The sequence below is a fragment of the Labrenzia sp. ATLA3 genome (assembly GCF_057180185.1).
Genome location: NZ_JBXUKV010000005.1, coordinates 409,618 through 423,065 on the forward strand (window position 1 = coordinate 409,618; position 13,448 = coordinate 423,065).

The window sequence follows — 13,448 nt, forward strand, 5'->3', positions numbered from 1 at the left end:
ATCGAAAACAGTGCCACATCCAATATCTCTTCCGGTGCGGCGCGCGGCAACCGCTGCAGAAAAATAAGGCAGGCGATACCGCGTGCCTGGATAGATTGGCGCTATGTCTCTCATCTAAACGATGGTGAACGATATGAATCCGGGAGAGACCTATGTCCCAAACAAACAATACCGCGCCCACCGACAATGTCGAAGCAAATCCTGATGACGTGGAAGACTTCGCGCTGCTGCAACCGGCGCCTGTGGCAAAGGAGATGGGCGCGGAGCGGAGAGGTCGTATGGTCGAAAGCGACGGCATCTACGTGACAGATGCCGATGGACGACGCTTGATTGACGGTCCTGCGGGCATGTGGTGCCTTAATCTGGGCCATCGGCATCCGACACTTGCCAATGTTCTTCGAGATCAGGCACTTTCACTTACCTATACCTCTCCCTGGTACACCAGCAACTCACCTGCCGAGAAACTGGCAAGAATGCTGGCTGACCGAGCACCCGGCGACCTCAACCACGTGTTCCTGACCACTGGCGGATCGTCTGCCGTTGAGACCGGACTGCGCCTCATGCAGTTCTACAACAATCTCAGAGGGCAGCCGGAGAAAAAGCTGATCGTTTCGCGTGACGGGGCCTACCACGGTTCGACCTACCTGTCGGCGTCGCTTAACGGCAGGCCACGAGACCACGACTGGATGGACGGCGCCAGCGAAATGGTCCGCAAGCTGACTTGCCCAAATCCCTTTCACCGTCCCAAGGATATGACGGTCGATGAATTTGAAGACTTCCTCATCAAGGAGTTCGAGACCCTCATCGAAAAGGAGGGCGCGGACAAGATCGGTGCGTTCATCGCCGAGCCTATTCAGGCGAGCGGCGGCGTCCTCATGCCGACCCCCAATTATATCAAGCGGATGCATGCTCTCTGCCGCGAGAACGATATCCTCTACATCTCCGACGAGGTGGTTACGGCGTTTGGACGCCTCGGCCACACCTTTGCCTCCCAGGATGTTTTCGGGATCGAGCCCGACATGATCACCTTTGCCAAGGGAGTGACGGCCGGCTATTTCCCGCTTGGCGGCTTGATGGTCTCCGATCGGCTGCTCACGGAGATACGGAAGTCCAATCATCCTGACGCGGGGTTCGTGCATGGTCTTACCTACTCCAGCCATCCCATCGGGTGCGCGGTTGCGATCCGGACCATCGAACTCATGGAAGACGGCCTGCTGGAGCATGTGCGAGAGATCAGCCCGTACTTTCAGGACAGCCTCAAGTCGCTGGAAGATCTTCCTCTGGTGGGTGAGGTCCGTGGCAAAGGACTCATGGCCGGTATTGAGGCCGTCGCCGACAGGGTTTCCAACAATCCGCTGAATCTCGACATGCGGGTCGGACAGCGCATCGACAAGCATTGTCAGGAAGAGGGCCTGCTGTTGCGGCCGCTCATCAACATGTGCGTCATGTCCCCGCCATTGATCATACAGCGCGATCACATTGATGAGATGACAAGAATATTGCGTGTCGCCATCACACGCACCACTGACGAGTTGGTGCGGGAGGGCTTCGAACTCGCGTAAACCGGCACGCGCTGCGATGCGCTCGACCTGGTGCAAGACCGGGTCGAGTGCTTGAAGCGGCAAATCTCGGCATGGGTAGCACGGACCTGCTTGACCGATGGTTGACTGGGCGATCGCGAGAGGTCTCGGAAATACGTGTCTATCGTTTCGGAAGATCGGGGCCGGAGGCTCGTTTCAGATAGCGTGCAGGGGTCGTGCCGAAATGACCGCGAAACAAGTCAATGAATGAGCTGACGGTTTCATAACCAAGGTCGAAGGCAACCGTGGTGACAGACTTTCCGGCAATCAGCATTTCCAAAGAGCGTAGCAAAAGCGACCGTTGACGCCAAGCGCTGAAACTGAGCCCCGTCTCTAAGCCAAAGCGTCGGCTGAGCGTGCGTGGGGCAATGCCCGCCCAGGCGGCCCACTCCGTCATGCGTCGCCGCTCCGACGGATCATCCGTGAGTGCCCGTGCAATGCGCTGCAATCTTGGATCTGCGGGCATCGGTAACCCGAGAGGTTCCTCCGGTGTTGAGGCGATCTCATCCAGGATGACGCTGGCAATGTGGCTCTGCGCCTGTGACAAGAGGCCTTCCGGCCAGGTGGCCGCACGGGCCACTGCCTCGTGCAGGAGAGCGGAATGGTGAATGACACGTGCAGACCCCGGCAAGGTTGCACACGCCACCTCCGCCACATAAACGCTCCAGCCGCGAAACGCGCCATGGGAGGTAAGCCAGTGTTCGACGCGTGGAGGAAGCCAAATGGCGTTGACGGGCGGAACGAGCCAATGGCCGTGATCGGTGCCGATGCTGACGACACCTTGCAAGCTGCCAAGCAACTGGCCTCGCTCGTGACTGTGTCTCGCCGTCGACCGTTGTTCCGCCTGCTCGCGGCGAACGGCTCGGATGATCGGCTCTGCGAAAGAACCAAGGTGAAAAGGGTCGGCGAGAAAATCAGACATGGCCTCTAAGCCGTATTGAATGGCCTCAATACGTTAGTCGCGGAATCTTGAAAAGCCTAGCATCGATCTGCTCTCAATCCATTGCAGCTTTATGGAGGCTCCTAAATGAACGAAACTTCAATGACGCGGGACGAAACTTACAACCTCCTGCACCGAATGTTTGCCGCTTTCACTGACCCAAGGACGGCTCCGGAGGATTTTGCCGAGTTTCTGACACCCGATTACGTTCAGCGCGTGGACGGCAAGCAACTCGGCTATTCCGAATTTCTCAAGCATCACCAGTCACTCAAGGAAAACATATCGTCGGGAAGCATCCGTTTCGAACATTTCGTCACTGACGGCATTTCGGCGGCAACGGTGCACATTGCTGAAGCTGTGAAACCCACGGGTGAACGAATGCGTTTCAAGGTGATTGCGTATTACCAGTTTCATGGCAAACGCATTTGCATGGTCGATGAACTCACATACATGCTCAAGGGCGAGCCGGAAGATCTGGATTTGGGATCACGTGTACAGACTGGATGAGAACGGCAGATCGTCGGGTTGAAACCACTGGACCTGGCATGGACGGCTCTCAAGAGCATGAGCAAGCTGCCAACCACTCCGAACTGATGTGAAATACCCTGTTCAAAGCTGGAAGCCGCAGCCTGCGTACACTGCTGCGAACCACTAAGTCGATTTGTACTTTCAATTGAGAGTGTAGACAATTTAACATGGTTGAATGGTTCATTCTGTCACCGATACTTCGTCGTTAGACCTGGCCCTGGATGGCAAAGGTCCACCCTATCAACAGATCGAGCGGGCGATCCGCAACAAGATCCAGAGCGGCGCGTGGCCACCGGGCCATCGGCTTCCGACAGAAGAGGAACTGGCGGCGCATCTGGGTGTGTCTCGATCACCTCTCGTGAAAGTTTTCAAAAGTCTCCTGAACGCCAAGGTGATCACTCGCCGCCGCCGGCACGGCACATTCGTCAGCGAGCGAAGCGACAATCACGCCGTCATCGGCATCATCGACATACGCGAGATTATCGAGAGTGCAGGGAAGAGATATAGCTTTGAAGTGTTGGACCGGCGGATTGCAGCGCACAGTGAATTGGGAGCGTGGCCAGAAGTCGGTGCAAGCGAACGCCTGCTGTGGCTTGCCATCGTTCACAAGGCCAACGATGTCGGTGAGGTTTTTGAAGAGCGATTGATTCAGATTTCCGTCATTCCGGAGGTGGAGAACATTTCCTTCGAGAATGATCTACCCAATGAGTGGTTGCTTGCCCGGTTGCCTTGCACTCGGCTTATCAACACCGTCCGCGCCGCGCTGCCCGAGCGACGCATCGCGCAGGCTCTGGGCCTGTCAACCGGCGAGCCTGTTCTCATCTCCGAGCGCCGCAGCTTTGCCAACGACGATGCCGTTACTTGGGTGCGTCTGTCTTTTCCCGGCTATCGGCACGAATTCACAGGTGAATTCAATCCGCTACAACCGATGGAAAATTCAAGCTGACAGAGTGACTGTCCTATTAGCTGTCGACCGGCAATGCCAGTCCAGCCAGCGCATCTCCCGCCGCGGTCAATACGGGAAACCGACGAAAGATCACGATCCCACCGGTTTCAAAACGCAGCGTAACGGGCGCGCGCGTGAGGTCCTCAAAGCCGTGCAGATAGCCGGCAACCTGCCCGGCATGGACCTCTTGCCCAACCCTCACTTTCGGCTCAAACAACCCATCCGTTCTGGCAAATATCGTGGTCGCCGGCGGCAACATGTACATAAGCCGTGTTTCTTCCTGCGGCGGAGCATCGAGACCGGGCGCGATGCCGAGATCGCGCAGTACACGGCGCAAACCTGCCTCTCCAATTGCCATGCCTTCGCACGAAAGCCCCGGACCACCACCCAATTCGGTCGTCATCGCCGCCACGCCATGTGCCGAGGCACAGGCGTAGAGCGTCGTTTCACCGCCACCACCGCGGCCGTCGGTCAAGAGCGTGTTAGGAGCGGAAAAACTTGTCAGCAACCGGTCAAGGCGCTGAGACTGTTCCGCACTGCGTCCCCGATGCGCAAAGGCTACCGGAAGATAGTCGAGAGAGCTGCCGCCGGAGTGCAAATCGATGGCGTAGTCAGAAAGCGGAAAAAGTACCTCCGTCACGTATTGCGCAATCATCGCGGACGGTCCTGCATCCCCTTTGCCGGGAAACAGTCGGTTTAGGTTGCCGCCATCCAGAGGTGACGTTCGACGTCCTGCCAGAACCGCAGGGTGGTTGAGGGCGGGCAACATGATGATACGTCCGCGAACTTGCGTTTCGGCAAGGATCTGGACCAGCCGCCTCAGAAGGATCTGTCCCTCGTACTCGTCGCCATGCGTTCCGGCAGTCAGCAGAACGGTGGGGCCATCGCCACCATTGAAGCAAAGCATCGGCACCGGGATCCAGCCATAGGCGGAGCTGTCGGAAGACCATGGTACACGGGCAAAGTCAGACTGAAATCCCGTCCTGTCGAAATCGATTGTCGTCCAGACTTGATTACCCATTTCGCCCCCGTGATACCCTTTTCCTGTTTTGCAAGTCCCTTAGCTTCGATCAGTGTGAACTTCGTCAAGAATATGTGCCCAACTGCGGATTCCCTTGTGAAGGCGTAGCGTGTCGTAGTGTTCGTTTGGCGCATGAATGGCATCACTTGAGAGGATGAAGCCAAGGACGATGCAGTCGATGCCGAGCATTTCGTTGAACATCTCGACCAACGGAATTGAGCCGCCACTTCCCTTGAGGATTGCCGGGGTGGACCATTCCCGTTCCATTCCGCGCGCGACCGCCTGAACAAAGGGATTTTCCGGTGACATGGCTACCGCGCGACTGCCCGCGCCGCCTTCGAATTCAACGCGGCACCCCTCTGGGATCCGTGCCTGGACGAAGCTGCGAAACCTGTTCCGGACAATTGCGGGATCTTGCCCGGCAACGAGCCGGAAGGACAGCCTCGCGCTGGCGGAGGCCGGCAGAACGGAACGTTCGCCCGGGCCCTGATTGCCGCCGGTTATTCCGTTGAGATCCAGCGTCGGACGACCCCAGATCGCCTCGAGCGGGGTATACCCGCGCTCGATGATCCCACCACGCAGATCTGCAGAGGCCAACTGATGCGCGTCCCTGGACAACGCCTGCCACTGCTGACGCAGATCCGCAGGGATTTCCGGGACATTGTCGTAAAATCCGTCTATTGCCACACGACCCTCATGATCGTGCAGTGCAGCCAGCAGCTCTGACAGAATACGGATCGGATTTGCTGCGACCGCCCCGAAATAGCCGGAATGCAGGTCGGGGTTCGGGCTGTGCAGCGTCACTTTCTCGTGCAGCAAGCCTTTCAATTGGGTGGTTACGGCGGGCTGCGTTGGCGACCACATGTCGGAATCGCAAATGAAGGCAATATCGCATGCCAGATCGACCCGATGTGCGTCAATGAAAGCAGGCAGGCTGGCAGAACCGGCTTCCTCCTCTCCCTCCAAAAGGATAGTGATCCGGCCGGGAAACCGTCCGTGCGCCTCGCGCCAGCAACGCAACGCTTCGATAAAACTCCAGAGCTGGCTCTTGCTGTCCGAAGCACCTCGCGCGTAGATACGGGTCAAGTCCGGATGCTCCACCAGCTCAGGCGTGAACGGTGGGTGGGACCATTGATCTTCGTCTCCTACGGGCTGTACGTCGTAATGGCCGTAGAAAAGCAGTCGCGGTCCGGTACCGCTTTCAGCATCAAGGGAATGAGCCAGAACCAGTGGATGGCCTTCGGTGGCAACCACACGGGCCTCGAACCCCATGCCCGAGAGTTTACGTTGTAGCCAGCTGGCAGCTTCGGCGATGCCTGCCACGTCCGAAGGATCGCTTGATATCGAAGGGATCTTCAGCAGCTCGAGAAGTTCGGAGAGTGTTTGATCCTTGCTGGATTCAATCCGCGCAAGAACGTCTTCAATGTCAGCCATGAGAATAAAAATCCTTGCGGTTAGAGGAGATCACACCGTGCAGGCGGTAAGCGGGACATAAATGCTCAAAGCTCAAAGCCGTAGTCGCGCTTCAGTGTCGCCCTCAAAGTTGCAAGATCGGCACGTGTCGCTCGCGTCTCCATTGCCGCAATTGGCTCCTTCAGACCGGTGGAACAGCCCATCACGACAATCGGGCCGTCGCTCTCGAGCCCCTCTATGTGATTCAGCGCAGCCAGGGCAGATCCGGAGGAGATCTCCTGCCAGAGCCCTTGCTTCGCCAGTTTTCTGTGAGATTGGAGGGCCTCTTCATCATCGATCAGCAAGGAGAGCCCACCACTTTGCTGGATTGCTGCAAGCGGACGGTAGCCGTTGACGGTGGTGGCGGTGCCAAGCTGGATCGTTGGGCCGGGGTCGACAGTCACCGTATGCCGGCCATTCTGCAGCGCGTGGTAAACTGGACCGCGTGACGCGGGTTCAACGGCGACAAGCCGGGGCATCCGTTCGATATGGCCCAGAAGAAGTGCCTCACGGAACCCTTTGTAGATGCCATAGAGCATCTCTCCGTAGCCAGTGGGAACGACAACGGCCGCTGGTGCGGCACCGTCCAGATCCGACAGGATCTCGTAGGCGATGGTCTTGTACCCTTCCGGCCCCCAGGGGTGACCGGTATGAGCCGGGGTTAGATTGCTGACAGGATAGGTGCCAGGAAGTTCCGCCAGCGCTCGCATGGCCGGCCAGCGATCATCAGCTTCAAGAAACAGCGGGAATGCGCCATAGCCTAAGATCATGTCACGAATGGCGCCACTGACTTCAGGCATGGTCAAGACGATGCAGTTCAGTCCGGCCCGCGCTGCCATGGCCGCCGCTGACACACCATGATTGCCCGAAGACGCCACGATGATTGTCTGCGCTCCTTCGCAAAGCGCAGCGCTGATCGTGAACACATTGAGCCGGTCCTTGTGGCTCCAGGTCGGATTGCGGCTGTCATCCTTTACCAGGATCTTGCGCCCCAGGAAGTGAGCGGGGGCAAGAGTGGAAACATCCACCAGAGGCGTGCCGCCAACAGGCATGCTGGCTTTCGGGTGCCTCGGTGGGAGCAACTCCTCCCAATCGGTCCAGGTGCTACCACGCCGGAACGTCACATCCTTGACCCGCCCGTAATCATAGTCCAGCTCCAGCGGGTACTGCATTTCTTTCGTTGCACTGTCGGGGCAGCCATGCAGGAGGGCCGGAAGCAACGGATACTGTGATGCGCCCTCAGCAAGAGAACGTTGCGCGGTCGCAAGCGAACGGGTGTCAAAAGAAATTTGCATTGAAATATGTCCAGGGCTTGTGTTCTTGGTTTCCGGCCAGAGCTGCTGGCGGGAATTGGAGTAGTTCAGGGCCGGAGTTCTGCGGATCGTTATCTGACGACCTGTTCCAGAAACTTCTGCGTCCGTGCATGCCTGGGCGTGTCGAAGAACTCTGCAGGCGGCGCTTCCTCAATGATCCGGCCCTGGTCCATGAAAACAATCCTGTCGGCGATGCCTCGGGCAAAACCCATCTCATGGGTGACACAGATTATTGTCATTCCCTCGCGGGCCAGATCGGCCATCGTCTCCAGGACTTCTCGCACCATCTCCGGGTCCAGGGAGGAGGTTGGCTCATCGAACAACATGACCCTTGGCCGAAGACACAATGACCGGGCGATCGCGACGCGCTGTTGTTGTCCTCCGGAGAGTTGCCTCGGATACTTGTGCGCCTGTTCGGGGATACGAACCTTCTTCAGTTGTTCCATTGCGATCCCCTCGGCAACTGTCCTAGGAACCTTGTGCACCCATCGCTGTGCCAGAGTGCAATTCTCAAGAACGGTCAGATGCGGGAACAGGTTGAACTGCTGAAAAACCATGCCGACACTCTTTCGGACACTGTCCAGCGCTCGCGTCTTCTGCGTTAACTCCTGTCCGTGAACGGTTATCCGGCCATCCTGAAAGGTCTCGAGGCCGTTTATGCATCGGATCATCGTCGATTTGCCGGACCCGGAGGGGCCGCAGACGACAATCCGCTCGCCGGGGTTCACCGCAAAATCGATCTTGTCGAGAACCTGAAAGGACCCGAACCACTTGCTCATGCCGGTAATCTCGATGGCAGGAGCGTGCGACGTTTCGTTCATGGAACCGGTTTCCTTGTAAGACATGGGGAAGCAAGCGGTCGCGGTCATGCTCGATCCTCCGCCTCTGTGCCGCCAACGGCGACCAGATTGAAAAGCGTGGAGAGGATCAGCCGTGTGAAAACGACGATACAAATGTAGATGCCACCGGCGATGAGAAGGGGGTGATAGATGTCGAGCGTGCGTGCCCGGATCTCATTGGCATAGCCCATGATGTCCATGACGGTAATCGTGAAGGCCAGCGCGGTGGATTTGCACAGCAGGATGACCTCGGTCGTGTAGGGCGGGAAACCGTTGCGCAGCATCGCCGGCAAGATCGCAACCCGGAATGTTTGAAATCCGGACAGACCCAGGGACTTGGCCGCCTCGACCTGTTCCTTGGGGGTCTGGTTGTACGCCCCTCGGATGATTTCGGAGGTAAATGCCATCTCGACGAAGGCAAGGCAGATGATCGCGCACCAGTAGGGACTGGCAAACAACGACCACAGGAAGCTTTCCCTGATAAAGGACAACAGGGGAAAGCCGTAGTACACGACGTAAAGGATGAGAAGCAGCGGGACCCCGCGAATGCAGAACATCAGGCTCCAGACAGAGCGCGCCATGATCCCGGGAAAGCGGATCTGAAAGGCGGCAACTGCTGACGCCAGCACGAAGCCGATGGCCAGGGAGATGACGAAAAGGCTTAGCGTCGTTCCAAGCCCCTGGAGGATCTCGCGGGCATAATCAAGAAGCAAACTCATCATGCACCTGCCCGGTCCTGCCGAGCGCTGCGTTCAAGATGCGCGAAGATCCTTGAGCAGAGAATGGCAAAGGTGACAAAGATCGCAATTGCGATGCCGTAAAAGACAAAGGGAGATCCCGTCGATCGCGCGCCAAGCGAGGCAGTGCGCACGATATCGGGAATGCCGATGATGCTCAGCAGCGCAGTTTCCTTCATGCTGATGAGGCAGAGCGACCCCAGATGGGGGATGATCTTGCGATAAACCTGCGGCAAGATGATCAGCACAAGCGTCTGAAAAGGTGAAAAGCCCAGAGACCGGCCCGCTTCATGCTGGCCCAGGGGAATATCTGCCCATCCCGCCCGGAACAGCTCGGTGGCATAGGCGCCGAGGACGATCGAAGTGGACATGACAGCGGGAACATAGGCACTGAGCCGCACGTCCGACATGCCCGGGACCAGGTTCAGCAATGCCTGAATTGCCCCGTCAAGCGTATAAAAGATAAGGATCAACAGCAGGATGTCTGGCAAGCTGCGGAAGACGTAAGTGTAGAGGTTCACGAGCGCTACACTGCCGCGAAACCCACTTCTTGCGAACAGCGTGCAGAGAATACCAATCACTATGCAAGAAATGAAACCGAGCGCCGCGACCGTCAGGCTTGTGCCGATGGCGCTGAGGAATTGCAGTCCCCAGCCGGACGTTAGATAGTCGATCAAGAAGTTCACCATTTTCGGAACGAGGGAGGACGTGATCACAGTCGAGCTTGCCGCCTGTGATCAGGATCTCTGCGCTTGCGAACAGCTGCCGTTCGCGATCGGATCACTCGTAGACCGGAATTCCCCATTTCTCGGCCAGAGCCTTCCAGGTCCCATCCGCCTTCATCTGGCTGAGCGCGTTATTGAATTCGTCCCGTAGTGCAGTGTCTTCCGGCCGAAATGCCATTCCGATACCTTCGGATACGGCAACGCCGTCTCCGATCTCTACCAGCGTCGGACCCTCGCCTTCACCGCCGGTAAACGGCTCAACGTCACCAAAAACGGCGTCCAGACGACCTATTTTCAGATCTGCGGTCAGGGTGTCCATTGAGGGGTAAAGTTGCAGTTTGATGTCCGGATAATTGGCTTCAAGATACTTTGCATTCGTCGTGCCTTGTTGCACGCCTACGGTCTTGCCGGTGAGACCTGCTGGCGTCACATCAAGTTCTTTCCCTTCAACGACGCCGAAGAAGGAGTAGGTGCGGGCATAAGGCTCGCTAAACACGACGGTCTTGCGACGCTCTTCGGTGATGCCCATCCCCCCGATTATCACATCGAACTTCTTGGCCATCAGCGCCGGAATAATGCCGCTCCACTCGTTCGTGACCCAGGAACAATTGGCTTCGATGATTTTGCAAATCGAAGTGCCGATATCGATGTCGAACCCCTCAAGCGTGCCGTCCGCCTTGGTCATGTTGTAGGGGGGGAAGCCGCCTTCGTTGGCCAGAACGAGGTCGCGCGCCGTCGCGAACGTGGCGCTGGTGGATACCATCAAGGTCAAAGCCAACGCGGTATAGAGCTTGCTGTTCATGTTCAGAGTCCCTCTGTTTTCATTTGTAGTTACAAATAAACTGTCGCCGAAGGAAACTTTTGTCAATGACCAAGTTGCGCGAATTTTTCGGGTAGGGAAACTGAAATTTTTTCTTTTTAATTTCAATAATTTGAGGCGATTTCAGATAGAAGAAAACGCGCGGATGCTTGGCGCAGGTAGCCAAGGTCTGCCATGCAGCCAAGCGGCATGAGGGCTTCCGAACCTCACAGGGCAGCTGAAAAATTCATCGCGAAAATTTGCGCGACGTTAGATGCAGAGCAGCCCGCGCGGCAGCGTGGTGATTGGCTCGTACCCGTGCTCCGTGACCAGCACTGTGTCTTCGACCATCATGCCCTCGTCGCCCAGCCTGTAGTAGGGCGTTTCGAGACAGAGGCACATCCCCGCCTTTAGCGTGGTGTCGTCGCTCGCGTTTATCGTCGGAGTGTCGTAGGAGCGCAGCCCGATACCGTGTCCGCAGTGCTGTCGCTGGTATGACGGAATACCGTTGGCACGTACCGTATCAACGCCGATCTTGAACAAATGCTGCGCTTTCACCCCCTCGCGAAGGTGATCAAGCATCGCTTCAAGACCACGGAGAAGGGCCCCGTAAAGGTCAAGCTGCCGCGGCTGCGGCTCTCCGAACACCAGCGTGCGGCCGATATCCGACCAGTAGCCATCGAAGGTACAACCAGCATCAATGCGTATTGTTTCCCCCTGAGCGATCACGCGGTTCGTCGGATAGGCGTCAGCGAGTGCCGACCGGGGCCCCGAGGTGACAGAGACAAAGCGGGGGACGCCGCCTCCGGCAACCATTTTTTCCGCAATCATCGCGGCGAGATCGTGCTCGGTCATTCCGGCATGGGCCGTCTCCAGAATTCTCGCGAACCCAGCTTCCACACACTCCGCCGCACGCCGCAGTCTGGTAACTTCTTCCGGCAGCTTTACTGCCCGGCATGCTTCAAGCTGTCGCGTAACATCTATCAGTCGGTTCTCTCCGAAGGCCTCCGCGCAAAGCCGCCACAGGGTTTTGTCATCTGAAATGTCGACCCCGACACGTCCCTGCGTCGACTGGGAGACCAATGCTTTGGTAAAGGCCTCATCGAAACTTGCCGGTGGTGTTTGGGTCAAGTTGCCGGGGATGCTTTCGGCACGGTCGAAATAGAACTCTCCGTACCTGTGAATCAGTTCACCCCGACCCAAAGCCTCGAAGGCCGGCGCGGCATCTGCCGCGCTGGTTACCAACTCAGCAGCCTCGCGCCGGGCGAGAACTGCGGAACGGTAATTGGGAGCCAGATCATGAGCAATGCTCACATACCCGGATAGATAGGCCTTGTTCAGGGGATTGCTGGAAACAATCAAACTCACGTCCGCCGGCAGCATCGCAAAGACCTTCTCCCGCACCGTCTTCGCAAGCGACACCAAACTCTTCGGTCCGTTCATTTGATCCAACTCATTTGTCGCCATTTATCCTCAAGATCTGTCGCCGCCAAGTGGGAGAATACAGAGCCTGATCGCAAAGCGTGCATCCCTTGCCCATTCACTTCGTCAGTCAATAGGAGATGCCGAAAATGATGTTGATGCACTCATCCAAGCTACCAGAAGGGTTGATGACTGCGAGAGGCTAAGGTTCGAAAAACATATGCGATCACACGGTGCAGGCAAATCGGATACCCGAAAGCACAGTGGAGAACAGTCTTTGGGCCTATCCAGGAAATAAGGTGGTTTGAGACAGATGTGCTCGTTTACGCTGATTTCCCCGGCCTATCTCCACGGGGAGACAAGGCCAAAAAAGGTGCTTGCAACTAAGCGAACCTCACCATGTAGCCGGCCACCAATTGTCCGGTTCGGTTACTTGGTGGGTGAAACCAGCCACTGTAGTTTGCGGCCCATTGCTGACATTCAGCTGCGCTCAAACCTGCGTCTGCTTCGCCCATCATCTGGACGGCCAATTTGTCGGCATTTGAAGCCCGAATCGGACGCGCAAGTGCCGGTCAGGCAGTCAATTGTCGATGTTGCTCGAGTAACCGAATGAAAACCGTATCGGCGTCGGTGAAATTCGAGAGCCGGCCTTGGAACTGGTACGCCCATGCGACACCGTGGAACTGCCTTCCTGCACGGCCATGGGATGACAGCCATTTTGACGGTGGGACGGGTCATGGCCCGTTTTCTGGCTTGTGAGGTCGTGGAAGCGCCAATCCTTGCCACCCAGATCACTGCCATTTTGGGGCTTTTGCAAAGTTTCACAGCGGTCGCAGTTTTCTCGCGCCAAAGTGCAATTTCATGCCTTTTTCACCTTTCGACGTCCAAGGAGACACGCGATGAGATCATCCTAATCGTTATCCGTCCAGCCGCCACAAGACCTCAAACCTTTCCGCAACCACAGCTTAGCTTCTAATCCGGCGTTTGATGCTGTGGTGATCAGCGTCGAAGCAGCGTTCTTTGATAACTCATAGGGTCGCACCGATACCATGACACGGCTTGAATGATTAGCCGCGCCTCGAATTGCAACCTTTTGAAATCGTCTGTCGCTTGGTATTTCAGATTTCGGCGTTAGCCTTGAGACGC

General features: G+C 57.0%; 12 protein-coding genes and 1 pseudogene. 3 read left to right on the forward strand and 10 right to left on the reverse strand.

Annotated elements, in window-relative coordinates; translation table 11 throughout:
• Positions 1 to 152 precede the first annotated feature (152 nt).
• Positions 153 to 1,562, forward strand: coding sequence for an aminotransferase (locus tag AC2A6O_RS16055; RefSeq protein WP_498928519.1), 1,410 nt, complete (start codon positions 153 to 155; stop codon positions 1,560 to 1,562).
• 139 nt (positions 1,563 to 1,701) lie between these two features.
• Here the strand turns inward: AC2A6O_RS16055 and AC2A6O_RS16060 are convergent, their stop codons facing one another.
• A complete protein-coding gene (locus AC2A6O_RS16060) occupies positions 1,702 to 2,502 on the reverse strand; it encodes an AraC family transcriptional regulator (protein WP_498928521.1) in 801 nt (266 codons plus the stop codon).
• Between the two features lie 105 nt (positions 2,503 to 2,607).
• Here AC2A6O_RS16060 and AC2A6O_RS16065 point away from each other — a divergent pair, with 105 nt between their 5' ends.
• Positions 2,608 to 3,027, forward strand: a complete 420-nt coding sequence (locus AC2A6O_RS16065) for a nuclear transport factor 2 family protein (RefSeq protein WP_498928523.1) — start codon at positions 2,608 to 2,610, stop codon at positions 3,025 to 3,027.
• Between the two features lie 196 nt (positions 3,028 to 3,223).
• Positions 3,224 to 3,994, forward strand: coding sequence for a GntR family transcriptional regulator (locus AC2A6O_RS16070; protein WP_148587600.1), 771 nt, complete (start codon positions 3,224 to 3,226; stop codon positions 3,992 to 3,994).
• Positions 3,995 to 4,010: 16 nt separating this feature from the next.
• On the opposite strand, the gene AC2A6O_RS16075 is transcribed toward AC2A6O_RS16070, so the two are convergent.
• From AC2A6O_RS16075 to AC2A6O_RS16115, 9 genes and pseudogenes are all read right to left on the reverse strand, one after another.
• The gene (locus tag AC2A6O_RS16075; RefSeq protein ID WP_498928525.1) at positions 4,011 to 5,015 is read right to left on the reverse strand and encodes a succinylglutamate desuccinylase/aspartoacylase family protein; all 1,005 of its coding nucleotides are present in this window, start codon (positions 5,013 to 5,015) and stop codon (positions 4,011 to 4,013) included.
• Positions 5,016 to 5,054: 39 nt separating this feature from the next.
• Positions 5,055 to 6,449: a M20/M25/M40 family metallo-hydrolase gene (locus AC2A6O_RS16080; protein WP_498928528.1), complete on the reverse strand. Its 1,395-nt coding sequence runs from the start codon at positions 6,447 to 6,449 to the stop codon at positions 5,055 to 5,057.
• A 65-nt stretch (positions 6,450 to 6,514) separates the two neighbouring features.
• Positions 6,515 to 7,762 (reverse strand): threonine synthase, encoded by a 1,248-nt coding sequence (locus AC2A6O_RS16085; protein WP_498928530.1) that lies wholly within the window; start codon positions 7,760 to 7,762, stop codon positions 6,515 to 6,517.
• An 89-nt stretch (positions 7,763 to 7,851) separates the two neighbouring features.
• A complete protein-coding gene (locus AC2A6O_RS16090; RefSeq protein WP_498928752.1) occupies positions 7,852 to 8,601 on the reverse strand; it encodes an amino acid ABC transporter ATP-binding protein in 750 nt (249 codons plus the stop codon).
• Positions 8,602 to 8,645: 44 nt separating this feature from the next.
• Entirely contained in the window at positions 8,646 to 9,341 is a 696-nt protein-coding gene (locus tag AC2A6O_RS16095; RefSeq protein ID WP_148587596.1) for an ABC transporter permease subunit, read from the reverse strand.
• The gene (locus AC2A6O_RS16100) at positions 9,338 to 10,033 is read right to left on the reverse strand and encodes an ABC transporter permease subunit (protein WP_498928532.1); all 696 of its coding nucleotides are present in this window, start codon (positions 10,031 to 10,033) and stop codon (positions 9,338 to 9,340) included. The genes AC2A6O_RS16095 and AC2A6O_RS16100 overlap by 4 nt, the downstream gene beginning before the upstream one ends.
• A gap of 103 nt (positions 10,034 to 10,136) precedes the next feature.
• A complete protein-coding gene (locus AC2A6O_RS16105; RefSeq protein ID WP_498928534.1) occupies positions 10,137 to 10,883 on the reverse strand; it encodes a transporter substrate-binding domain-containing protein in 747 nt (248 codons plus the stop codon).
• 267 nt (positions 10,884 to 11,150) lie between these two features.
• Positions 11,151 to 12,347, reverse strand: a complete 1,197-nt coding sequence (locus tag AC2A6O_RS16110) for a M24 family metallopeptidase (protein ID WP_498928536.1) — start codon at positions 12,345 to 12,347, stop codon at positions 11,151 to 11,153.
• Between the two features lie 935 nt (positions 12,348 to 13,282).
• Positions 13,283 to 13,424, reverse strand: a pseudogene (locus tag AC2A6O_RS16115) (IS6 family transposase); the annotation flags it as partial.
• Positions 13,425 to 13,448 lie beyond the last annotated feature (24 nt).

What these genes read in the sequence shown, in the direction of transcription:
- AC2A6O_RS16055 (WP_498928519.1), top strand. Translation starts at nt 153, where the DNA reads ATGTCCCAAACAAACAATACCGCGCCCACCGACAATGTCGAAGCAAAT.
- AC2A6O_RS16060 (WP_498928521.1), bottom strand. Translation starts at nt 2,502, where the DNA reads ATGTCTGATTTTCTCGCCGACCCTTTTCACCTTGGTTCTTTCGCAGAG.
- AC2A6O_RS16065 (WP_498928523.1), top strand. Translation starts at nt 2,608, where the DNA reads ATGAACGAAACTTCAATGACGCGGGACGAAACTTACAACCTCCTGCAC.
- AC2A6O_RS16070 (WP_148587600.1), top strand. Translation starts at nt 3,224, where the DNA reads ATGGTTCATTCTGTCACCGATACTTCGTCGTTAGACCTGGCCCTGGAT.
- AC2A6O_RS16075 (WP_498928525.1), bottom strand. Translation starts at nt 5,015, where the DNA reads ATGGGTAATCAAGTCTGGACGACAATCGATTTCGACAGGACGGGATTT.
- AC2A6O_RS16080 (WP_498928528.1), bottom strand. Translation starts at nt 6,449, where the DNA reads ATGGCTGACATTGAAGACGTTCTTGCGCGGATTGAATCCAGCAAGGAT.
- AC2A6O_RS16085 (WP_498928530.1), bottom strand. Translation starts at nt 7,762, where the DNA reads ATGCAAATTTCTTTTGACACCCGTTCGCTTGCGACCGCGCAACGTTCT.
- AC2A6O_RS16090 (WP_498928752.1), bottom strand. Translation starts at nt 8,601, where the DNA reads ATGAACGAAACGTCGCACGCTCCTGCCATCGAGATTACCGGCATGAGC.
- AC2A6O_RS16095 (WP_148587596.1), bottom strand. Translation starts at nt 9,341, where the DNA reads ATGATGAGTTTGCTTCTTGATTATGCCCGCGAGATCCTCCAGGGGCTT.
- AC2A6O_RS16105 (WP_498928534.1), bottom strand. Translation starts at nt 10,883, where the DNA reads ATGAACAGCAAGCTCTATACCGCGTTGGCTTTGACCTTGATGGTATCC.
- AC2A6O_RS16110 (WP_498928536.1), bottom strand. Translation starts at nt 12,347, where the DNA reads ATGGCGACAAATGAGTTGGATCAAATGAACGGACCGAAGAGTTTGGTG.